Raw genomic sequence first — 22,028 nt, 5'->3', positions numbered from 1 at the left:
CTCGGAACCCTCATTGTGAGGCTCTTGAGGTGTCTAGGAAAGTCGGGGCGATTCACCCCATCGACCAAACCTATATCATTAACGAGCTTATTAACAATAGAGGAGGTGATTTCTTTCTTTAGAACGATAGCGTATTCTTCGGAAGTCGCTAGTTCTGTTGCCTTCATAGCCTCTGACTGAGCAGACTGAGCTAAGCCCTTCATATCATCGTAGGCGGGGCCGAATTTCTCACTTATGTTAAATTCGTGAACCATCTCACCAAGACTAATCAAACCGAAGCTTAGCGCATCCTCTAAATCATGGGCTGCATACGCGATCTCGTCGGCCAGATCCATTATCTGAGCATCAATGCTTTTTGTTACAAAAACATCGTGTTGCTCCAGTTTGTTTTTCAGGAAATCGTAATCATCGTCGTATAAAAACTTTTTTGGATTGTCCTTCCTTTTGTAAAAGTACTTGGTTACTCCCATCATGGTCCTGAGGGTAAGGTTCAGACCAGGGTAATTATGCGTTTTCCGCTCCAGGGTGCGAAGTATTCGAAAAGCCTGGGCATTCCCTTCGTACCCTCCCACTTCCTTGCTCAAATCATTAAGAACATTTTCCCCAGAGTGCCCAAAGGGAGGATTCCCAATATCATGCGCGAGCGAGGCTGTTTCAGCGAAAACTCGTGTTTTTAACTCCAGTCCGTCGGCGATAGATCGCGCAATCTGCGCCACCTCCAAACTATGAGTAAGGCGGTTTCGGTTAAATTTGCCGGTCTCCACGCCTAGCAGCTGCATTTTTCCTTGTAGGCGTCGAAACGAAGAGCTGTACAGAACACGTGCGTAGTCCCGCTCAGAGTCCTCTCGTCCGGTAGACCTATGGGAATCCGGGCCGTGAATTCTCTCCATCAGAGGCTGCAACTTGGCCTCTTGCTCTTTCGCGTATTCTTTCGCTTCTTCGCTGTACATGCTGCAAAACCACTCCCTGTTCGCATATCAAAAAATTGAAGCAGAACGGCCGCCCGTTAACTCTTCACCGATTCATCGCCCGCCAGCCGATATCGCGCCGGCAGAAGCCGCCTTCGAAGGAGACCTTGTCGACCCCGGCGTAGGCCGCCTGCTGCGCCGCCTCGACCGTCTCGCCCAGCGCGGTGATGCAGAGCACCCGCCCGCCGTTGGTGACGATATGGCCGTCCTTTTCGGCGGTGCCGGCATGGAAGGCCTTGACGCCCTCGGGCAGCTGGTCGAGACCGGTGATTACGTCACCCTTGGACGAGCTTTCCGGATAACCCGCCGAAGCGAGCACCACGCCCACGGCCGCCTTTTCGGTCCACTCGGCACTCACCTTGTCGAGCGTGCCGTTGACGCCGGCCTCGATCAGGTCGACCAGATCGCTCTCCAGGCGCATCAGCACCGGCTGGGTCTCCGGGTCGCCGAAGCGGCAGTTGAATTCGAGCACCTGCGGTTCGCCATCCGAGCCGATCATCAGGCCGGCATAGAGAAAGCCGGTGTAGGGCAGGCCATCAAGCGCCATGCCCTTGACCGTGGGCTCGATGACGGTCTCCATCACCTGGGCGATCATGGCGTCATCCAGTACCGGGGCGGGCGAGTAGGCGCCCATGCCGCCGGTGTTGGGACCCTTGTCACCGGCATCACGCGCCTTGTGATCCTGGCTGGAGGCCATCGGCAGGACATGCTCGCCGTCGACCATGACAATGAAGCTCGCCTCCTCGCCCTCGAGGAACGACTCGACCACCACGCGGGCGCCGGCCGCACCGAACTGGCCACCGAAGATGTCGCGGATGGCGGCCTCGGCCTCGTCGATGGTCTGGGCGACGATCACGCCCTTGCCGGCAGCCAGCCCATCGGCCTTCACTACCACCGGCGCGCCGTGCTCGTGGACGAAGTCGATGGCCGGTGCGGCGGTGTCGAACACGCGGTACTTGGCAGTCGGGATGCCGTGGCGCTCCATGAAGTCCTTGGCGAAGGCCTTGGAACCCTCCAGCTGGGCCGCCTTGCGAGTGGGACCGAAGATCGGCAGCTTGGCATCGCGAAAGGTATCGACCACGCCCTCGACCAGGGGGGCCTCGGGGCCGACCACGGTCAGATCGATGGCATTGTCGGCCGCGAAGGCGACCAGTTCGGCGACGTTGGTCGCGGAAATGGGCACGTTGCGGCATTTGGCCTCGGCGGCCGTGCCGGGGTTGCCCGGGGCGACGAAGACGGTCTCCACCCGTGACGACTGGGCGATCTTCCAAGCCAGGGCGTGCTCGCGGCCACCACCACCGATTACCAGTACCTTCATGCTTCACCTCGATTCGAGTCTGCTCGGTTCGCGCGCCCGCGCCACCCGGGTGGGGGTCGCGGGCGGGCGAACGGGATGTGGGTCGCATTCTACATCAGCCCACGGACCCTCCGCCCGCCGGTCCAGACCAGTGAATCGCCCGGCTGGCCTACAATGCCCGGATGCCATCGATCATGCTGTTCGAACCCGAGATCCCGCCCAACACCGGCAACCTGATCCGGCTGTGCGCCAATACCGGCACCCAGCTGCATCTGGTCGAGCCGCTGGGTTTTTCATTATCCGAGAAGGCGGTGCGTCGGGCCGGTCTCGACTACCACGCCCTGACGCACGTCCACCGTCATCCCAACCTCGAGCAGGCTCGAGCGGCCGCACCCGGCCGGCTGCTGGCCTTCTCCACCCGCGGCACGACGCGCTACGACCGGATCGACTACCGCGCCGACGACGTGCTCCTGTTCGGCCCCGAGACCCGTGGCCTGCCCGACGAGGTGCTGGATGCCCTGCCCGCATCGCAACGGCTCTACCTGCCGATGGTGCGGGGCTCGCGCAGCCTGAATCTGGCCAATGCCGCCGCGGTGGCCTTCTTCGAGGCCTGGCGGCAACTGAACTTCGAGGGGGCGCAATGACGGACAACTGGCGCATGGAGCCCATCGGGCACATCGAAAGCCCCTACCGCGAAGGCTTCGGCATCCCCCGTCAGTCGGGCATCGTGCCGGCGGCAACCGGCATCCTGGTACCCACGGCCGAATGGCGCGACCCGAAGGCGTGGCAGGGCATCGAGGCGTTCTCCCACCTGTGGCTGGTCTGGGTATTCCATGCCAAGCGGCGCATGCAGGCCGGTGACCGCAAGGCGGTCCGGCCACCGCGCCTGGGCGGGAACGAACGAGTGGGGGTATTCGCCAGTCGCGCCCCGATACGGCCCAACCCGATCGGGCTGTCGGTGGTGCGGCTGATTGACGTGCAGCAGGTCGATAACGGGGTGCGGCTGCACCTGGGCGGGCTGGATCTGCTCGACGGCACGCCAATCCTCGACGTCAAGCCACACGTGCCCTACGCCGACTGCCCAACCGACAGCCGTGGCGGCTGGGCCAGCGCACCACCGGAGCGGCTGGCCGTGGTCTGGGGCGCGGCCGAGTCGTGGCTAGAACGACTGTCACCCGAACGGATCGCGCTGATCGAGCAGACACTCGCGCAGGACCCCCGCCCGGCGTTCCACGACGACCCGGAGCGAGTCTACGGCATGCGCATCGAGGAGATCGACGTGCGTTTCGTGGTGCGCGAGCACCGCGCGGAAATCCGCGAGATCGTGACCGCCACCGACTGACGGCCAGGACAGGCGTGCCTCAGTCCTCGGGACGCGGATCGCGCGACAGCAGTTCGGCGACGGCCTCCCGCGCGGGCAACCCGTCGTAGAGCACGCGATAGACCGCCTCGGTAATCGGCATCTCCTGCCCGTGGGCCTTGGCAAGCCGATGGCCTTCGCGCGCCGCGCTGATGCCCTCGACCGCCTGGCCGATCCCGGCCACCGCCGCCTCGACCGACTCGCCCTTCGCCAGCCGCAGGCCGAACTGGCGGTTGCGCGAGTGATCATCGGTGCAGGTCAGTACCAAGTCACCCAGCCCGGCCAAGCCGGTGAAGGTCTCCGTCCGCGCACCCATCGACTCACCCAGGCGCATGATCTCCGCCAGCCCCCGCGTGATCAGCGCCGCGCGCGTGTTGGCCCCGAAGCCGAAGCCATCGGACACGCCGGCGGCGATCGCCAGCACGTTCTTCAGCCCGCCGGCGAGCTCGATGCCCACCACGTCGCTGCTGGGGTAGCAGCGGATATGGTCGTTGCGCAGGGCATCGGCGACCGTCTCGGCAACGGCCCGGTCGCGGCTGCCGACGGCCAGCGCCGCCGGCCGACCGTGTGCCACCTCGATGGCGAATGTCGGCCCGGAGACCACCGCGAACGACACGTCACCCAGCGCGCCGGCCACCAGTTCGTCGATACGCCGGCCCGTGCCGGGCTCGAAGCCCTTCGAGGCGGTGACGTAAACGGCCGAACGCGGCAGTGTCTCGGCATGCTCGGCGAGGAACTCGCCCAGGATCTTGGTCGGCAGCACCAGCCAGACCTGATCGGCACCTTCGACGGCCCAGGGCAGATCCGAGCCGGCTCGCAATGTCTCGGGCAGCTCGATTCCCGGCAGGTAACGCGCGTTCTGGTGATCACGATCGATGGCCGCTGCCTGCTCGGCGTCACGCGCCCAGAGGCGCACCCGGGCTCCGTTGGCCGCCAGCAGGGAGGCCAGCGCGGTACCCCAGGAACCGGCCCCGAGCACCGCGATCCGTGTGCGCTCCGGTTCACTCATCGCGAGCGATCAGTTCGGCCGGGCGTCCGGCGCCTCGTCAGCCTGTGCCGCCCGCTGCTGCTGTTCGTGCTGGGCGTACAGGGCATCGAAGTTGATCGGCTGGAGGACCATCTGCGGGAAACCGCCCTTCATCACCAGGTCACCGACCGTCTCGCGGATGTAGGGGAAGAGCAGCGTCGGGCAGTAGGCACCCAGCAGCTGGCGACGCGTGACGTCGTCGAAGCCCTTGATGGTGAACACCCCGCCGTACTGCACCTCGGCCAGGTAGATGGTCTTCTCGTCAACGGTGGCGGTGACGGTGATCGTCAGCTCGGTCTCGAAGGCGGCATCACTCAGGCGCGTGGCGTTGTTGCCCACCTGGACGTTTATCTCGGGCTTCCAGTCGTCGCGGGTGAAGATGTCCGGTGCCTGCGGCGACTCGAAGGACAGGTCCTTGAGATAGATCTTCTGCACGAAGAACTGCTGATCGTTGCCTTCCGTTGCCTGGCCATTGCCGGCGGCGGTGTTTTCGCCCTCTGCCATGTCGGTACTTCCTGGTGGTCGTTTGTTCGTTTGGGTTCAGCGGATGCCGTGCCCGGCCAGCCACTGCGTCAGTTGCGCGGCCGGCAGCGCACCGGAGAGGCGATCGATCTCGCGACCGCCGGAAAAAAGGATCATGGTCGGAATGCTGCGGATGCCGAAGCGCGCCGAGACGGCAGGCGCCCGCTCGGTCTCGAGCTTGGCGACCACCAGCCGGCCGCGGAAATCTCGCGCCAGCTGGTCGAAGGTGGGAGCCATCATCTTGCAGGGCCCGCACCACTCGGCCCAGAAATCGACCAGCACGGGCAGGTCATTGCGGGCGACGTGCCGATCGAACCCGACCTCGTCCAGCGTCACCGGTTGACCGGGAAACAGGGACTGGCCACAACGCCCGCACTTGCCGTCACCGAGGCGCTCGGCAGGCAGCCGATTGACCGCCCCGCAACCGGGGCAGACCACGTGTCTGGATTCACTCATCGCGCCGCGTCCTCTCGCTCCATGCCGACCCCCATGATAGCGCGACCGAGCGGTGACAGCGTCGCTGCGACGCGTCAGGCACCTTCGACTGGCGGTTCGCCGGCGGCGCGTCGTGCCTCGGCCTCCACCAGCGGCATCAGTCGACCATCACGATCCAGGGCCGCCAGCTCGTCGTAGCCGCCCACGTGCGTCTCGCCGATGAAGATCTGCGGCACGGTCAGGCGCTTGGCTCGCTGGATCATCTCGTCCCTTTTCGCCGCCGACAACTGGACGTTGATCGACTCGAATTCGAGTCCGCGCTTTTTCAGCAGGCGCTTGGCGAAATGGCAGAAGGGACAGAGCGGACTCTGGTAGACGACGATCGGCGGCTGGCCGCTCGACGCGGAGGATTCGGCGGTCACGCCTCTATCCTCACTTGCCCTTGGTAACGGGGTAGTTCTGGCCTTCCCAGGCCAGGATGCCGCCGCCGAGGTGGCTGACGTTCTCGAAGTCGCCCTTGACCAGGATGTTCGCTGCCGTGGCTGAACGGTTGCCCGAACGGCAGTACAGCACGACCTCGTCGGGGTTCTCGCCCTTGATCTCGCCGAGCTTCTTTTCCAGCTTGCCCAACGGGATGTGCCGCGCGCCCTTGATGTGCCCGGCCTTCCATTCGTTGTCCTCGCGGACGTCGATCAGGGCCACGCCGTCACGGCCGGCCTTGCGAGCGACCTCGGCCGGATCGAGCGTCTTGAACTTCTGCAGGCGGCGGGAGAGCTCGTTGCTGATCAGCAGCACGATGAGGACGGCGGCCACGGTCGAGAGCACCCAGTGGCGAGCCAGGAAATCGATGAAGGATTCCATTGCGTCTTCTCTGAAATCGGGGGAGGAAAGTGGGCCATACAATGGCCGCGGTACACAAAAAATTCAAGGCACCGGCGGCGCGATGCCGATCCGGTGCCTTGAAATCGATCCCTAGCAAACTCTGGTCAGAGCTTCCCTTGCGCGGCGACTGCCGCGGTTGCCGGCCTCAAGTGGCCCGGCGCACGCCCATCTTGGCCAGAATCGAATCCAGCGGGCAAAAGCAGGTAATGCCGCTCTGGAACAGGTTCAGACCGATGAACGCCGTCAACCACAGCCAGGAGAGCTGGCCGAGATCCGCCTGGCCCGTGAAGTGCGACAGGGCGAGAGTGGCCAGGATCATCAATCCGGCAATGATGCGAACGTAGCGATCGGTAGTCATTTCTGTGCCTCCGCGAATTCCCCATGGGGCGGCGCGCCAATCAAGTTAGCCACACCCGAATAGAATTATTTTATTCTATCCTAATTAAGCGGGCAAAAAACTTCCTGCATCATGCCGATCAGGCGCAACGTTCGTGCATCGGAGACCCGGTAGAACACGCGGTTGGCGTCCTTGCGCGAGGCAAGAATGCCCTTGTCGCGCAGGATGGCGAGGTGCTGGGAGATGTTGCTCTGGGTCGTGCCGACGGCCTCGACGATCTGCTGCACACTGAGCTCGTTATCGCCCAGCACGCACAGGATCTTCAGCCGGAGCGGGTGTGACATCGCCTTGAGTGATCGCGAAGCACGCTCGATATCATCGGAGCGGCCCATCAGCCGGGTGGCAGGATATTCCTCGGTTTCCAAATTCATGGTTCGACCCAAGTGCTGGTTGCGGGTGACGGAAGCCGCCGCGTTCCCGCGGGAAACAGGGCGATCGACCGGGCGCCGGCCTGCGCCGCTCGCCTCGGACCGCCCGTACGGCGAAATCCCTCGTGGGACCCTCTGCTCGCTCCGCCAAGACCTTGGCAATTCGTGCAGAGACTTCCCTGCTCCGTATACTACCGCTTTTCCGCCGAATTGTTGCAGTGGCCACGGGCGAAGCCCGAGGTGGACACGACAACGTTCGCTCGGCGGTGCCACCGCTCTCGTTTCTCCATGGTCAGGGGCAGCCTTGCCACAGTCACCGCCAAACCGTCACACCCCGAAACTGCCGCTCGGTCGGGCACCCCGGCGGGCCATGCTGGCCGTGCTCATTGCGCTCGCCTCGCCGGCCCTCGCCGAGGAGGCCATCGAGGAACGCATCGAGGCCCAGCGCGAGGTGATCGAGTCCACCGAGAAGGAACGGGTTGCCGCCCGCGAGTACCTGGCCGAGCTGCAAAAGCGCATGGCCTTTCTGGAAGAGAAGGCGCGCGAGCTGGACGCGGAGCGCAGCGAACTCGAATCGCGCCAGCAGACACTCGATCAACGCGAGGCCGAACTGCGTGAAGGACTGGCCCAGCGACGTGCCGAACTCGAGCATCGCCTGCAGGCGGCCTATCCGCTGACGCGCGGCAGTGTGCTTCAGGCCCTGCTGGGTGACGGCGATGCCCTGCAGACCGACCGCGACCTGCACTACCTGCGTGCGCTGATCCGCCCCGTCCAACAGGCCCAGCGGGCACTCGAGGCGCAACGGGTCAAACTGGCCGAGAACCGCAAAGCGATCGCGGCGACCGACCGCGAGTTGCGCGAGGCCGGTGCGCGCCTCGACGGTCACTATGAGGACGTCGGTGAGAACCTCGCTGAACAGCAACAAGTGCTGGCCTCGCTGGGCGAGACCCTGGATGACCAACAACAGAAACTGAAGAACCTGCTGGATCGCAAGCAACGGCTGGACCGCGAGGTTGCCGCCGCACAGAAGGCCGCCGAGGCCGCAGCCAAGGCAGAGGCGGAACGCCGCCGGGCCGAACGTGAACAGGCCGAGCAACAAGCGCGGCAGGAGCGACAGGAGCGACGCCCGGCACCCAAGGAAGCCCCCCCGGCACAGGTCCACGACGACGGCAGCATCCCGATCGCCGGACAGATCAAACGTCGCTTCGGCGAGACCCTGCCTCAGGGGCGCCTGCGCAACGATGGCGTGATCTTCCATGTTGCCGGTGCCAGTGCGGTTCGAGCGGTCGACGCCGGCCGCGTGGCATTCGCCGGGACGCTCAAGGGCTGGGGACAGCTGGTGATGCTGCGCCACGACGGCGACTTCCTCTCGCTCTACGCCCACTGCCGCTCGCTGGATGTCGCCAAGGGCGATCGCGTGGCGCGTGGCGATCGCCTTTGCACCTCGGGAATCATCGATGCCGACCAGGAAGGCTTGTACGTGGAGGTCCGCCGGGGTAACCGTCCGATCGACCCGGGCCGCTGGCCGGCATGGCGCAAGGTGGTCGGCGGCTGACCGAGCCTCGGTGGCGCCCGGCCCCGTCGTGTTCTAATCAAGGGGGTTCCGAGCCCACTAATAGGGCTCGCGGCCGGGGCCTTGACCATGGCATAGTTGACGACAATCGTGTGTCGGGCAGGGCTAACGCCACGGGGTTCGAGCCGAATGCCCAGGAAAGCGATCACGGCGCCATCTTGCGCCTTGATTGCCGGGTAGTCGCCCCCACCGTCACAGGAACAGCACGAAACGCCCAGCCGGGGGTATCCCCGGCCTAACGACCGCAACACCGGCCCGATTGGGCCCAATACCGCTAATTAATATCTAGAGAGCACACCATGACCACTTGGATCCGCAAGGCCTCGAACCTGGGCATCGCCGCCTTCTTCGGCTTTGCCATTGCGATTGCCGTCAACGCGATGGCCGAACGACCGGCCGAAACCAACGGCGACGTCCCACTGGAGCAGCTGCGGACCTACTCCGACGTGCTCGACCGGGTACGTTCGGATTACGTCGATGACATCAGCGAGGGCGAGCTGATCGAGAATTCCATCCGCGGCATGATCTCGGAGCTCGACCCCCACTCGGGCTACCTCGACGACGAGGAATTCAAGAGCCTGCGCGAATCCACCTCCGGTGAGTTTGGCGGACTGGGCATCCAGGTGGGCATGAAGGACGGCGTGCTGACGGTCATCGCCCCGATCGACGACACCCCGGCAAAACGCGCCGGGCTCGAGGCAGGCGACAAGATCATTCGCATCGACGGCGAGCTCACCCAGGACATGGACCTGGAAGAAGCCGTCAAGCGCATGCGCGGCAAGCCGGATACCGACATCGAGCTGACCATCGCCCGCGAAGGCGAGAAAAAGCCGCTCGAGTTCACCATTACCCGCGCGATCATCAAGACCGAGTCGGTCAAGCACGAACTGCTCGAGCCCGGCATGGGCTACATCCGGGTCTCGCAGTTCCAGTCGCGCACCGTCGAGCAGATGCACGAAGCGCTCGACGCCCTGGTCGATGAAAACGATGACGAGGCGCTCAGGGGCCTGGTGCTCGACCTGCGCAACAACCCCGGCGGCGTGCTCGACGGCTCGGTCGAGATGGTGGACGCGTTCCTGGAGAAAGGCCAGATCGTCTACACCAAGGGTCGCGTCGCCGACGCCAAGATGAGCTTCGAGGCCAGCAGCGGTGATCGTCTCGACGGCGCGCCGATGGTCGTGCTGGTCAACGGCGGCTCGGCATCGGCCTCCGAGATCGTCGCCGGCGCGCTGCAGGACAGCGGCCGGGCGCTGGTCATCGGCGAGAAGACCTTCGGCAAGGGCTCGGTCCAGTCGATCATGCCGTTGTCCAACGGCGGCGCCCTGCGCCTGACCACCGCGCGCTACTACACCCCGAGCGGCCGCTCCATCCAGGCCGAGGGCATCAAGCCTGACGTCACCGTTCATCAGCTCAAGGTTAGCGACATCGAGGATGTGTTCTCCATCTCCGAGGCCAGCCTCGCCGGCCACCTGACCAACGGCGATTCGGACATGATGGATGCCATCAAGCAGGCGGAGAGTGGCGAGGACGACGAGGAGCGTGAGCCGCTGGTCATTCGCGACTACCAGCTCTATGAGGCGCTGAACATGCTCAAGGGCATGGTGATCGTCAGCAAGAACACCCACCGCTGATCGCACGGCACACGAGGAGGAAGCACGACATGGCAAGCAAGGCTCTGGTCCTTCTGGCACCCGGGTTCGAGGACCTGGAGGCCATCACCACCATCGACATCCTGCGTCGTGGCGGGATTCAGGTGGAGGTCGCCGCGCTGCACGAAGACGAGGTAACCGGTTCGCGCGGCACCACGGTGGTCGCCGACACCAACCTCACGCTGCTCGACGAGAGTCGGGTCTTCGATGCCATCGTCCTGCCCGGCGGCCAGCCGGGGGCGAACAACCTCGCCGCCGACAAGCGGGTGCTCAAGCGCCTGCAGGACCAGTCGGTTGCCGGGCGCTGGATCGGTGCCATCTGTGCCGCGCCGAAGGTGTTGGCAACCGCGAACCTGCTCAAGGGTCGTCGCATCACGCATTTCCCCGGCGCGCTCGATGCCAACGAGGCGCAGGGTGCCGAGGTGACCGACGAGGCCGTGGTGGTCGACGGCAACCTGGTCACGGCCCGTGGCCCGGGCGTGGCGATGGACTTTGCCCTCGCGCTGGTCGAACAGCTGGCCGGACGCGAAACCCGCGACGCGGTGGAATCCAAGCTCGCCCGTTGAATCCCCCGATCGACAAACTCCCCGATCACGCCCCGCGCCTGCCCATCCGGCAGGCGTTTTCCGTTGTCAGCGCAGGGCTTCCTTCATGAGCCAGGCCACCTCGTCAAACGGCTATGTCACACCGGCCGCGACGATCGAGCGCGAGCTGGAGGTCAAGAAAAGCCGCTTCATCGCCCGCGCCGGGCCAGTCGCGGACCGCCAGGCGGCCCTGGCCTTCGTCGAGGCAGTGAAGGCGGACTACCCGGACGCGCGCCATCATTGCTGGGCCTACCTGGTCGGCAACCCGGAGACCGCCGCCAGCGCGGCGATGAGCGATGACGGCGAACCGAGCGGCACGGCCGGCAAGCCGATCCTCAACGTCATCCAGCACAAGGGCATCGGCGACGTGATCGTGGTGGTGACGCGCTACTTCGGTGGCGTGAAGCTGGGCGCGGGCGGCCTGGTGCGCGCCTATGCCGGAGCGACACAGCAGGCACTCGCCGACCTCCCCCTGGACGAACATCGCCCGCAGCGGGCCTTCACCCTGGCATTCGACTTTGCCGACGAGCAGCCGTTGCGACACTGGTCGGACCAGTACGGGGCGCAACTGCTGTCGATCGACTACGGCAACCGGGTGACCGCACGGCTGGCCGTACCCGTCGAACAGGTTGACGCCTTCGAGGCCTTCCTTGGCGCCCAGGGCATCGAACGGCTCGAGCCGCCCAACGACGACTAAGCACCACCGACGATACGTGTCGATAGACGCAAAAAGGCCCGGGCAGTTGCCCGGGCCTCGCTTTTTGCTGACACGTCCCTGTGTCGTCGAATGAATCGATGCGTCCTTACTTGGTGGTGAACTCGGGGTAGGCCTCCATGCCGCATTCGACCGAGTCGACGCCTTCCTGCTCGTCCTCATCGCTGATGCGCAGGCCCATGACGGCCTTGAGGATCAGCCAGATGATCAGGCTGGCGACAAAGACGAAGCCACCGATCAGGGCAAGACCCGCCAGCTGTCCGCCGAGGGTCGCCTCGTCGTTCGACAGCAGTACCGCCAAGACGCCCCAGATACCGGCCACGCCGTGGACCGACAGGGCACCGACCGGGTCATCGATGCGGATCTTCTCGAAGCCGAGGATCGAGAACACCACGATCACGCCACCGATTGCACCGATCAGAGTGGCCATCAGGGCCGACGGGGAAGCCGGGTCGGCGGTGATGGCGACCAGGCCGGCCAGCGCGCCGTTGAGCACCATGGTCAGGTCGACCTTGCCGAAGGTCAGGCGCGAGGCGATCATCGCCGCGATCACGCCACCGGCAGCGGCGAGATTGGTGTTGGTGAACACCTGGGCGACGGCGTTGGCCGAACCGACGTCGGAGACCTTGAGTTCCGAGCCGCCGTTAAAGCCGAACCAACCCAACCACAGGATGAACGTACCCAGGGTCGCCAATGGCAGGTTGGCACCCGGCAGGGCATTGACCTGACCGTTGGGGCCGAACTTTCCCTTACGCGGGCCGAGCAGCAGCACACCCGCCAGGGCGGCAACCGCACCGGTGAAGTGGACGATGCCCGAGCCGGCGTAGTCGGAGTAGCCCAGATCGCTCAGGATGCCGCCACCCCAGCTCCAGTAGCCCTGGATCGGGTAGATCAGGCCGGTGAGGACCACGGTGAAGGCGAGGAAGGCCCACAGCTTCATCCGCTCGGCGACCACGCCGGAGACGATGGACATGGCGGTGGCCACGAACACGACCTGGAAGAAGAAGTCGGCCATGTTGGAGTAGTAGATGTCGCCACCACTCGCCACGACCTCGGCCGCCGTGTTGTCGGCGCCCAGGAAGAAGCTCAGACCCGGGATGATGCTGGAGATGCCGTCGCCGTACATGATGTTGTAGCCGACCACCATGTACATCACGCAGGCGATCGAGAACAGCGCGATGTTCTTGGTCAGGATCTCGACGGTGCTTTTCGAGCGCACCAGCCCGGCCTCGAGCATGGTGAAGCCCGCTGCCATCCACATGACGAAGGCACCGGCGATCAGGAAGTAGAACGTATCGAGGGCATAGCCCAGTTCGATGACTTGAGTTTCCACGGTGAAATCCTCCGCTTAAAGGGCGTCCGCGCCGGTCTCGCCGGTACGGATGCGAATGGCTTCCTCGATCGGCGAGACGAAGATCTTGCCGTCGCCGATCTTGCCGGTGCTGGCCGCGTTGGTGATCACCTCGATCACCTGGTCGGCCAGGCCGTCGTCGACGACCATTTCCAGCTTTACCTTGGGCAGGAAGTCGACCACGTACTCCGCGCCCCGGTAGAGCTCGGTGTGTCCTTTCTGGCGACCGAAGCCCTTGACCTCGGTCATGGTGATCCCTTTCACGCCGACGCCGCCGAGTGCCTCGCGGACGTCGTCAAGCTTGAAGGGCTTGATGATTGCGGTAATGAGTTTCATGTTTCTCTCCTCGGAAGCGGGCCGGCGCCGGGCCGACCCGTGGGTCCGTTATGGTTCGGTCGGATCAGAACGACTTGGACCAGCTGATCCACAGCTTCAGGTCGTCGGAATTCGAATCAGCCCATGCGTGATCCCCCGAGATGTCAGCCATCTCCAAGTTGAAGCCGACCGAACCGAAATCGCCGACATCCTTGGAAAGGCCCGCGCTCCAGTGACCGTAGTCGAGTTCGTTGGTCGAGCTGTCGTTCTCGAAGGTGTAGTAGCCGTAGTAGAGGCTGCCGCTGTAACCGGAATCGCCGAACGGAACATCGACGCCGGCGTAGTAGTACAGGTCACCCGTATCGAAGGCAGCATCGTCACCGCTTGCCTGAGAATTGACCGTGTAGGCCAAACCGGCGGTGAGATAGCTGTAGGAGAGCGAGCCGTAGATCTCGCCGAAGTCGAGATCGTCGCCGTCCGGGTAGGCGTAGTAGATATAGCCGACGTCGTAACCGAGATCGCCGAAACTGCCGCCGTAGCCGGCATAGAGGTCGAGCTCGTAGCTGGTGCCGTCACCGAAGTCGACAGTGGAGGCCCAGGTGCCGGCGTAGAAGCCGGAGTCATGCCCGTAGTCGAGGCCACCCTGGACGGCCGCGCCGTCGTCGGTCTGGGTCACACCACGGAAGAAGTAGTTGGAAACCACACCGACATTGGCGGAGACCTCGGCCGCAGCCACGGAGGGCAGGGTGAGGGCCGACAGGCTGACGGCGGAAGCCATGGCGGTGGCAAGGCTGGTGGCGATAAGTGTCTTTTTCATGTCTGTGCTCCATCAGGTGAACGTTCGGGTTCGCCCAGGTCATTGCACCGCCCGTGCCAGTTGTGGTTTTCCTTTATTTATAGACACTTATAATCAACACCATCGGAATCGCTCTCGCCGCTCCGCGCACCGGCTCCCCAATTTGGGGACGGCGATTTTCGCTGCTGCCTCTTTATGGTGCGCCCCGCGCCCCGTGATTGCCCCGTAATTGCCCCGGCATCGCCCGGAGATCAGCCCGGGGGCGGGTGATGATCGGGTGTGGTCATGCCGGGTCGCTTTGCCTTGCATCTGCTAGGGGTATACCCAACAATCGGGATGCCGTCGACGACGAACCACACCGAGGTACCGAGATGTCCATCACCCACACGATCGAAGAGATCTCCCAGCGCATCGAGCAGGCCATGCCCGAGAGCCTGCGCGAGGGCAAGCAGGAGTTCGACAAGGCGGTTCGCCAGGCCGTCAGCAACGGCTTTTCCCGTATGGATCTGGTCACGCGCGAGGAATTCGACGTGCAGACCCAGGTGCTCGCCCGCACCCGCGCCAAGCTCGAGGCGTTGGAGCAGCGCGTCGCCGAGATGGAAAAACACCACCGCGGCCAGCCCGAGAATGAAGAAGGCGACATGGCCAGCTGAACCCGGGCCCGGCGAACCGGTTTCCGCGCCGGTTCGTTGAACAAGCCGTTGCCGGCGGGCATGGATGCCCGGCCAGCAGCGGCCTCAGACCGACAATCCCCTCGCCGGCGCCGCGTTTTCCGCAAGGCCCGCCGGCCGACCTACCCACGACACGAGGCATACGGACATGCCCATCGCCAAGATTCACAGCCGGGCCCTGCTCGGCATTCACGCCCCCGCGGTCACCGTCGAGGCCCATGTCGCCCCGGGACTGCCGGCATTCACCCTGGTCGGGCTACCCGAGACCGCCGTGCGCGAATCCCGCGACCGGGTCCGTGCGGCGATCCTTTCCTCGGGCTTCGAGTTCCCGCCACGTCGGCTGACCGTCAATCTCGCCCCGGCCGACCTGCCCAAGGAAAGCGCGCGCTTCGATCTCGCCATCGCCCTGGCCATCCTCGCCGCCACCGGTCAGCTACCGGCGCCCGCCCGTGAACGATTGGCACATATCGAATGCCTGGGTGAGCTGTCCCTGGATGGCAGCTTGCGCTCGGTGCGCGGCAATCTGTCCGCCGCCCGGGCGGCGCGCGATGCCGGGCGGGAATTGCTCCTGCCAGCCGACGGCCAGGCGGAGGCGGAGCTCATCCCGGGGGTTGCCGGCCGAGGGCTACATCATCTGCGCGATCTGGTGGCCTACCTGGCGGGCGAGGCCGATCCCGTGCGACTGGAACACCGTCCACCCCCGCCGGTCGACCCGGCCATCAATGGCGATCTCGCCGACGTCCGCGGCCAACCGCGGGCCAAGCGCGCGCTGGCGATCGCCGCGGCTGGAAAACACAATCTGCTGCTGATCGGTCCACCGGGTGCCGGCAAGAGCATGCTGGCCCAGCGACTCGCCGGCATCCTGCCGCCGATGACCGAGGAAGAGGCCCTAGCCGCGGCCGAGGTGGCCACGGTCACGCCCGGTGGATTCGACCCCTCCCGCTTCGGCGAGCGCCCGTTTCGCGCCCCGCACCACTCGGCCTCGGCCGTCGCGCTGATCGGTGGCGGCTGTCAGTTGTCGAAATTGCTGCGACATTTTGGAAATAGCTGCGACAAAATTCAGGAGTTACTACCTTGTCTACTTAATTCCGCCCAAAACACCAGTTTGGCTTACTGGACGGCCACAGGATGAGCAACACCCACAAGATCCGAACCCAGAGGATTGCCCCTGCGATGCCTTTGGACTCGCTGGGACTGAACGACGGGCAGCGCTGGGTGGCCTGGTGGTATGGCGGACTGAAGAAAAACTATCGAGCGAGCAGCCAACCCCTGGTTGTTGTTGTCTTCCGTCAACTGAGCCCCGACGGCCGCTCCTTCGGCGATTACGAACTCCGAGACGTCCCACTAACTGCATTGGGACAAATGAGGATCGGGACAATCTGGGCCAACAATCGGTGCCGAGAGCGGATCACCTTTCAGACGAAAGAGTTCTCAGTTGACTTCCGCGAAGGAGGCTGGTCCTTCAACTCATTTGCACAAGCCGCCCAGGCAGGCACAGAACCCCCGTACCCGCGGTCACTCCACCCCTTAAAGTACGGTCGGGACAAAAATCCCTTGATCGAGCTAAATCTCGGAACGGGCGGAAAGCTGGTAATCCCGTCATTGGAGTTTTTTTCCCGATGCTATGGCCGGTCGCAAGAGCTGAAACGCGTTTTAGCTACTTATCCATGGCGGGGCTTCGATGACCCGCACAGCCATCTTTACGCCCCCCTTAACCAGCAGGAAATAAGCGGTAAGTGGCAGGTCGCCTTGAGAGACAACGGGAGGCTTGCGACGGGGGATGCAAAGATCCTCGCCTCCGCTAAATATCTCCCTCCCACAACAAAATGCCTCAAGGGCATTTATTCGCAACTCGAGCAGGCGCACTCGGCCAGTCCACGGCAAGGGCACGGATCACGACTAGCACACCCAAAAATTGGACCATGGTTCAGGCAGCCCGCCAAACTAAGGGTTCGAGGCATCCCCTTCGATAACGGTAGATCCTTCCTCGCCCTGGAAGTCATTGGCTGCAGCGAGCCAGAGGGTCCGCCAATTATCCTTTCCCGGGGCACACGAGAATACCCGACGATCGACGAAATGGGTCCGCCTACCGAGGAAGGCCTTGGACGGCAGCCATACCGAACCTCGCTAAAGGGTGAGATGGACTTGCCTCTGACAAAAGATGATGAGCCGGATCATTCCGGACCACGCGCCTCAATTGATGATCCGGAGTTCGAGGAACTGCTACCGCCGTCCGGGAATCGGCAGCAAGTGGTCTCACAAAGGATTAAACGAGAGCATGCTGGGTCACCGATTGCTGCTGGCGATCAAGCGACTGATGCAGAAATCTTCTCCAGCGGAGCTCCCCACGGAGAAGGTAAAGGAGTCGGCTTGGCTTTGTTTCACGCACCAGTAGAAATGGAGTCGCAGGGCAAATTGAGAGACATGTGGGAGGCGGCCCAACATCTCCAACACGCTTTCCCGGAGCGGATCCAAAGCGTTGCCTGGTTTGCGTTTGAAGGCGGATTCCAACGAATCGGGCACCCAAAGCTCATTCAGATCGCGCCGTTTAGCCAAAGTGCAAAGGTTTCTGGCAGCACGCGTAAATGGCCTTTCCTAGACAAAGAGGCTACCCAGCCCCGTGGGGCTCTCGTTATGCGAATTCAGGTCGATGAGCAAGACCTCTATGTCGTGGAGATTCAACGCAGGACACGCCCCAAAGCTGATGGCTCAGGGGAATTTAGTGAAGAGTCAATGAGTGGGCTTTGCTTCCATCTTGACAGTGAAACAGACCTAGAAGAGTGGCTACGGATCCTCCTTTCGAGAATTCGTTACTCCGAAGGGGTGTTTAAAGGGTTGGTTGGCTCATGCCCAGGAGATGCAGATACGTTCGCCCATAGCAAATCGAAAAATGACACCGTGCCATGTGAAGCGGCAGCTCGGAACGCCCTCAGGAAGATGGGAGTGAAGTTGTAATCCCACGGAACCTGACCAGCGAGATCAATGCGGCGCCAAGGCCTCCCGCCCAACCCCTGAAGCTTCTTGATCCAAGCAGTTCGTCTAACCTCGCTGCTACGGCAATCCACTTGGCAAGCAATCACAACGGTGAGAACACATGAACGAAACATGGATCGCATTTCTCGCTGGGGCTGGCTGGCTTATCGCCTTCATTACGGGGCTCTTCGCCTTCGCGAACCATGTCCAGCGACGCGAACGGTTAAGTCAACACCCCCAAAAAGACCACGCAACGCCACTAATTCCCGTGTCCGCAGATCATCTCGCCGCCCTAGATGAGCTCGCCGCAGCGGCAAAAGTCCCGACAAGCGAAGTTGCGAGCCGAGCCTTGAGTGCCGGAATCGCCTCCCTGCGAGACAGAACCACCATCGTGCTCACCGAGCGAGAGGCTGAACTCATCGTCGATCTAATCGACAATCCCCGTCCGCCATCTCCAAAATACCTAGAGGCAAAGAGGCGGCACCAAAAAATAAAGGCCCGGGGTCAACGCCGGGCTCAGGGACATGAACAACCTTAGCTGAGGCTGCCCGCCGTCATCAGGTACTGCGTTTCAATGCTTTCTATCCTTAGGTGGATGCGGGTCGTTCCCGTAACTGTCTGAGTCACGGATGCGACCATCTTTGCGGTGCGTCACGAGCTCCACGCGATCCTTCCGAGCCTGACTCCTCCCTGAATCGATCGCATCGGTCTGCGTCCGATGGATCCCCAATGCCCGGGAACTCCCTTCACGCCGAGTCGCCCACCCCTCCTTATGGGGTACTACGTGAATATCTCGCTTGTTACTCATTTCGCCCCCTACGTCTTAGCTCGTGCAGTCCGGAAGATCATCAAGATTGTTTCGTTTTGTTCCATCCCAATTGGTCCTGAGGTACTTGCCTGAGGAACCGTTCACGACGCCAACAATGGCACGCTCACCGTTCTTGAGAAGAACGTAGTACTGGTAGATACCACTCTCGATGTCCTGAATGGCTTTAGACTTGGAACGTGGGGACCAGTGCTCACCAGAGTTGCAAAGGGCGGTGATGTCCCCGTCGCGATCTTTTCCGGTCTGAACAATTCGTCGTTCGATTGGCATATATAAGCCTCCTTTGGTGTGGGATAGCGGGGGCCGTCTTATGTAGGCCTCCCTACCCAGATATGCTCCTCAACGAGGAAATTTGGACGTGCATTCGTAAAAACATCCTGAATCGCCCCCGGTTTTCTAGACACTCGCGAGCCGGTTGAAATAGCGCTTCTCGAACTCTACCGGAGAGAGCCCGCCGATGTAGCCATGACGGCGGCGGACGTTGTAGAAGAGCTCGATGTAATCGAACACGTCTCGGCGGGCTTCTTCCCGGTCCGGATAGATCCGACGGCGGATTCGCTCACGTTTGAGCAACTGGAAGAAGCTCTCCGCCACGGCGTTGTCGTGGCAGTTCCCCCTCCGGCTCATGCTGCCCACGAGGCCGTGGGCCTTGAGAAAGTCCTGCCAGTCGTGGCTGCTGAACTGGCTTCCCTGATCGGAATGGACGACGACCGGGCCGTCAGGCTGGCGTCGCCACACGGCCATCATCAAGGCATTCATGGCCAGCTCCCGATCCATGCGTGGACGCATGGACCAGCCGACGACTTGCCGGGAGAACAGATCCAGAACCACCGACAGGTACAGCCATCCCTCGTGAGTCCGGATGTAGGTAATGTCCGTGACCCAGGCCTGGTTGGGAGCGGACACGTCAAATTGCTGCTGCAAGTGATTCGGCGCCACGACGGCCGGGCGTCCACCACGAAAGCCGGGGCGACGCCGGTAGCCGGTCTGTGACTTCAATCCCTCTCCACGCATCAGGCGGGCCACACGGTGCTTGCCGCAACGCTCGCCCAGATCCCGCAGATCGTGATGGATCTTGCGATAGCCGTAGACGCCACCGCTCTCCAGCCAGGATTGCTTGATCACGCCCAGCAGCCGTCGATCTTCCCGCTGTCGCCGGGAGTCCGGCTGACGCTTCCAGGCGTAGTAGCCACTCGGGTGGACATTCATCAAGCGGCAAAGGCGGCGCACCGGATGGGCGCGTTCGTGGTCCTTGATGAACGCGTACCTCACCCGGACTGCTTGGCGAAGTACGCGGCCGCCTTTTTTAATATGTCGCGCTCCTCGGTGACTTCCCGGAGTTGCGCATTCAGGCGGCGGATCTCATCGGCTTGAGCCTGCTGCTTCTGCTTTTCTTCATCCGGCTGCTGATAACGCCGGATCCACGCGTAAAGGCTGTGCTGGGAGACGCCAAGATGCTCGGCCACCTCCTTCACTCGGCGGCCTCGCTCTGTCACCTGCTTGACCGCCTCAACCTTGAATTCGTCTGGATAACGTCGACTGCTCATGGCACCTCCTCGGAACCCTCATTGTGAGGCTCTTGAGGTGTCTAGGAAAGTCGGGGCGATTCATGGCATTGGGCCATAGTGATCAACAAATCGCGTCGACACGGAATCTCGTAGCGCGGAGACCCTTGGAGTGCTCTGGCTGCATGTGTAGAGGAATCAGGAAGCGTGAGCGCTTCGATCTCGCAACTTGCTAGTGCCAGTACGAATACAGGCCATACTGGTCTTCTTCATATGATCGGACTACGCCAAAACCACGCTGCGAGGCCGTTGGCGCTACGCGGTTCGGGGATTCGGAAGAGCATCCGAGGTGGAATTTTGTGATTACCTCGTGAGATCACCTCATCATTGCCGCTTCCTGCTACGGTCGCCGAGGTACTGCCGGTCATGGTACTCAGCGGTCTGCTGAGCAGGGTGAGTTCTCACCGTGTGTCTACCGGGGGCGTTGGAAGAGCGGGGATCCAGTAGTCAACACCTCTCAGGCTCACATTTTGACTACCGTCTTCACATAGCCCAATGGCAAGACCATCACGCCCACCTGCCCTGGCGACGCTGACACGATGAAAATACTCAAGCCCAAGTAGCACCCATTGGGCTTGGATTTCGTTTGATCGGTCTTCGTTAGCAAGCAACGCTAGCATTCGCTTCTCTAGCTTCGCTCGCTTTCCAAGGGTACCTGGCCCTAGCGGCAGACTCAGGTTGAGGCCCAATTCTCTTCTTAGATAATTCACAAAACCGGCCAATGCAGCACGTTGTCCCGGCTTGTCACGCAGAAATTTTTCGAGACCCGCTTGAGTCGGATTCCCGCGTGACGCAACGAGAAGAGCAAGAGCCGGACCCAGAGCACACCGGACGGAACGCAACGAGGTGGCTCTGTGACTCCGGCGGTCGGTTAGATATTCCAGGTAACTTTCTCCCAAAGCCCGGCAGCCGGAATCTTTCGGCAACCTCTGGATGAGAGTTTCGATCTGACGCCGCTCGGATTCTTCCCTGCCAACCACCTGGTCCACGACGATATGGGCGACTTCGCTCAACCACTGGGTAACAAGTCGGTATCGCCTGAGGCCCTCGGGACCGAGTTGCCGTACCAATTCGTTATGGTTCGGAATCCCACCCCACTGGCCATCCATGCCTTTAAAAAAGTCGACGTATCGCTGAATCGTGCGCACAGCCCGCTTAGGCCCCTGTCTCGCTACTAGCCAGGCGGCGAACTCCCGAAATCGATCTGACAGTTCGCATGTTCGGAATAACTTGGCGTTGATCTCGGTCCGCTTCTTGTACAAGCCACGCCAGTAGCAGATTTCGCAACGACACCCGTAGCCCGCAGGCATGGATTCACTGCACTCAGGACACCTGACTTCGCCATGCTCCAGACACTTGCGGCAAAGTTGTTGCCCATCGGGGGCAATATCGAGTTTTCGATGACGTCGACAAGCGTTACAAGTCCCATGCGCTGTTCTTGCGCACTTTGGACAGACCCGCCCGTAGTGGGGTAAACGTGACACACGTGTGAGTCTCTTTGACAGGGTTCCGCAGACCTCGCAGGGCTCCGCGGAGCGGAAATACACGGAGCAGGCATTGCAGACCGGCCCGAACTCCGTGACCTTTCCCAACCGAAAGCCTGTTCTGCCACACCGGACACACGGTTTGTTCTTCTCGCAGTTCCGGCAGATGGCCCTTGGATTCGTCTTCGGCAGTCGGGCCTCCTGCCCGCAGCTTGAACAAGGTTTCCGAACGAATACTCGCTTGTAGCAAGTGCCGCAGTACCGGTGGCC

24 protein-coding genes are annotated in these 22,028 nt (G+C 62.6%); 9 read left to right on the top strand and 15 right to left on the bottom strand.

Going from position 1 to position 22,028, the window contains the following annotated elements:
* Positions 1-950: dGTP triphosphohydrolase (dgt, locus tag D5687_RS08825; protein WP_125199410.1), on the bottom strand; the 950-nt coding region annotated here is incomplete at its 3' end.
* A 64-nt stretch (positions 951-1,014) separates the two neighbouring features.
* The gene (gene purD, locus D5687_RS08820; RefSeq protein WP_125199409.1) at positions 1,015-2,286 is read right to left on the bottom strand and encodes a phosphoribosylamine--glycine ligase; all 1,272 of its coding nucleotides are present in this window, start codon (positions 2,284-2,286) and stop codon (positions 1,015-1,017) included.
* A 161-nt stretch (positions 2,287-2,447) separates the two neighbouring features.
* Between purD and D5687_RS08815 the strand changes: the two genes are divergently transcribed.
* The gene (locus D5687_RS08815) at positions 2,448-2,909 is read left to right on the top strand and encodes a tRNA (cytidine(34)-2'-O)-methyltransferase (RefSeq protein WP_125199408.1); all 462 of its coding nucleotides are present in this window, start codon (positions 2,448-2,450) and stop codon (positions 2,907-2,909) included.
* Positions 2,906-3,607, top strand: coding sequence for a tRNA (N6-threonylcarbamoyladenosine(37)-N6)-methyltransferase TrmO (gene tsaA, locus D5687_RS08810; protein ID WP_204742173.1), 702 nt, complete (start codon positions 2,906-2,908; stop codon positions 3,605-3,607). Before D5687_RS08815 ends, tsaA begins: the two co-directional genes overlap by 4 nt.
* A gap of 19 nt (positions 3,608-3,626) precedes the next feature.
* On the opposite strand, the gene D5687_RS08805 is transcribed toward tsaA, so the two are convergent.
* From D5687_RS08805 to D5687_RS08775, 7 genes are all read right to left on the bottom strand, one after another.
* Positions 3,627-4,634, bottom strand: coding sequence for an NAD(P)H-dependent glycerol-3-phosphate dehydrogenase (locus D5687_RS08805; RefSeq protein WP_125199407.1), 1,008 nt, complete (start codon positions 4,632-4,634; stop codon positions 3,627-3,629).
* Between the two features lie 9 nt (positions 4,635-4,643).
* A complete protein-coding gene (gene secB, locus D5687_RS08800; RefSeq protein ID WP_125199406.1) occupies positions 4,644-5,156 on the bottom strand; it encodes a protein-export chaperone SecB in 513 nt (170 codons plus the stop codon).
* 36 nt (positions 5,157-5,192) lie between these two features.
* Entirely contained in the window at positions 5,193-5,630 is a 438-nt protein-coding gene (trxC, locus tag D5687_RS08795; RefSeq protein ID WP_125199405.1) for a thioredoxin TrxC, read from the bottom strand.
* Between the two features lie 74 nt (positions 5,631-5,704).
* Positions 5,705-6,031 carry a glutaredoxin 3 gene (grxC, locus tag D5687_RS08790; protein WP_125199404.1) on the bottom strand — a complete coding sequence of 109 codons (327 nt, stop codon included), beginning with the start codon at positions 6,029-6,031 and terminating at the stop codon, positions 5,705-5,707.
* A gap of 10 nt (positions 6,032-6,041) precedes the next feature.
* The gene (locus D5687_RS08785) at positions 6,042-6,470 is read right to left on the bottom strand and encodes a rhodanese-like domain-containing protein (RefSeq protein WP_125199403.1); all 429 of its coding nucleotides are present in this window, start codon (positions 6,468-6,470) and stop codon (positions 6,042-6,044) included.
* A gap of 166 nt (positions 6,471-6,636) precedes the next feature.
* Positions 6,637-6,849 carry a DUF2892 domain-containing protein gene (locus tag D5687_RS08780; protein WP_125199402.1) on the bottom strand — a complete coding sequence of 71 codons (213 nt, stop codon included), beginning with the start codon at positions 6,847-6,849 and terminating at the stop codon, positions 6,637-6,639.
* 80 nt (positions 6,850-6,929) lie between these two features.
* Positions 6,930-7,259 carry a helix-turn-helix transcriptional regulator gene (locus D5687_RS08775; RefSeq protein WP_125199401.1) on the bottom strand — a complete coding sequence of 110 codons (330 nt, stop codon included), beginning with the start codon at positions 7,257-7,259 and terminating at the stop codon, positions 6,930-6,932.
* Between the two features lie 367 nt (positions 7,260-7,626).
* Here D5687_RS08775 and D5687_RS08770 point away from each other — a divergent pair, with 367 nt between their 5' ends.
* From D5687_RS08770 to D5687_RS08755, 4 genes are all read left to right on the top strand, one after another.
* Complete coding sequence (locus tag D5687_RS08770) at positions 7,627-8,811, top strand: murein hydrolase activator EnvC (protein ID WP_158611827.1); 1,185 nt, start codon at positions 7,627-7,629, stop codon at positions 8,809-8,811.
* 317 nt (positions 8,812-9,128) lie between these two features.
* Positions 9,129-10,460 (top strand): S41 family peptidase, encoded by a 1,332-nt coding sequence (locus D5687_RS08765; protein WP_125199399.1) that lies wholly within the window; start codon positions 9,129-9,131, stop codon positions 10,458-10,460.
* A 29-nt stretch (positions 10,461-10,489) separates the two neighbouring features.
* A complete protein-coding gene (locus D5687_RS08760; RefSeq protein WP_125199398.1) occupies positions 10,490-11,044 on the top strand; it encodes a DJ-1 family glyoxalase III in 555 nt (184 codons plus the stop codon).
* Positions 11,045-11,129: 85 nt separating this feature from the next.
* On the top strand, positions 11,130-11,759 hold the full coding sequence (locus D5687_RS08755) for a YigZ family protein (protein ID WP_125199397.1): 630 nt from the start codon (positions 11,130-11,132) through the stop codon (positions 11,757-11,759).
* 106 nt (positions 11,760-11,865) lie between these two features.
* Here the strand turns inward: D5687_RS08755 and D5687_RS08750 are convergent, their stop codons facing one another.
* From D5687_RS08750 to D5687_RS08740, 3 genes are all read right to left on the bottom strand, one after another.
* Complete coding sequence (locus D5687_RS08750) at positions 11,866-13,110, bottom strand: ammonium transporter (protein ID WP_125199396.1); 1,245 nt, start codon at positions 13,108-13,110, stop codon at positions 11,866-11,868.
* A gap of 15 nt (positions 13,111-13,125) precedes the next feature.
* Entirely contained in the window at positions 13,126-13,464 is a 339-nt protein-coding gene (locus D5687_RS08745; RefSeq protein WP_125199395.1) for a P-II family nitrogen regulator, read from the bottom strand.
* Positions 13,465-13,528: 64 nt separating this feature from the next.
* Positions 13,529-14,260 carry a TorF family putative porin gene (locus tag D5687_RS08740; RefSeq protein WP_125199394.1) on the bottom strand — a complete coding sequence of 244 codons (732 nt, stop codon included), beginning with the start codon at positions 14,258-14,260 and terminating at the stop codon, positions 13,529-13,531.
* 350 nt (positions 14,261-14,610) lie between these two features.
* Here D5687_RS08740 and D5687_RS08735 point away from each other — a divergent pair, with 350 nt between their 5' ends.
* From D5687_RS08735 to D5687_RS08725, 3 genes are all read left to right on the top strand, one after another.
* Positions 14,611-14,892: an accessory factor UbiK family protein gene (locus D5687_RS08735; RefSeq protein ID WP_125199393.1), complete on the top strand. Its 282-nt coding sequence runs from the start codon at positions 14,611-14,613 to the stop codon at positions 14,890-14,892.
* Positions 14,893-15,058: 166 nt separating this feature from the next.
* Positions 15,059-16,042: a magnesium chelatase domain-containing protein gene (locus D5687_RS08730; protein WP_125199392.1), complete on the top strand. Its 984-nt coding sequence runs from the start codon at positions 15,059-15,061 to the stop codon at positions 16,040-16,042.
* A complete protein-coding gene (locus tag D5687_RS08725; protein ID WP_125199391.1) occupies positions 16,039-17,865 on the top strand; it encodes a hypothetical protein in 1,827 nt (608 codons plus the stop codon). The genes D5687_RS08730 and D5687_RS08725 overlap by 4 nt, the downstream gene beginning before the upstream one ends.
* Before the next feature lie 589 nt (positions 17,866-18,454).
* Here D5687_RS08725 and D5687_RS08720 read toward each other — a convergent pair.
* The 3 genes from D5687_RS08720 to D5687_RS08710 form a co-directional block, all read right to left on the bottom strand.
* A complete protein-coding gene (locus D5687_RS08720; RefSeq protein WP_125199390.1) occupies positions 18,455-18,691 on the bottom strand; it encodes a DUF2188 domain-containing protein in 237 nt (78 codons plus the stop codon).
* Between the two features lie 15 nt (positions 18,692-18,706).
* On the bottom strand, positions 18,707-18,979 hold the full coding sequence (locus D5687_RS08715; RefSeq protein WP_125199389.1) for a DUF3892 domain-containing protein: 273 nt from the start codon (positions 18,977-18,979) through the stop codon (positions 18,707-18,709).
* Between the two features lie 126 nt (positions 18,980-19,105).
* A protein-coding gene (locus D5687_RS08710) for an IS3 family transposase (RefSeq protein ID WP_125199388.1) occupies positions 19,106-20,256 on the bottom strand; the annotation gives its coding sequence in 2 pieces (ribosomal slippage) (positions 19,106-20,007 and positions 20,007-20,256; 1,152 coding nt in all).
* Positions 20,257-22,028 lie beyond the last annotated feature (1,772 nt).

This window comes from Guyparkeria sp. SCN-R1 (assembly GCF_003932495.1).
GTDB lineage: Bacteria > Pseudomonadota > Gammaproteobacteria > Halothiobacillales > Halothiobacillaceae > Guyparkeria.
This window is presented reverse-complemented; position numbering and strand designations above follow the sequence as displayed.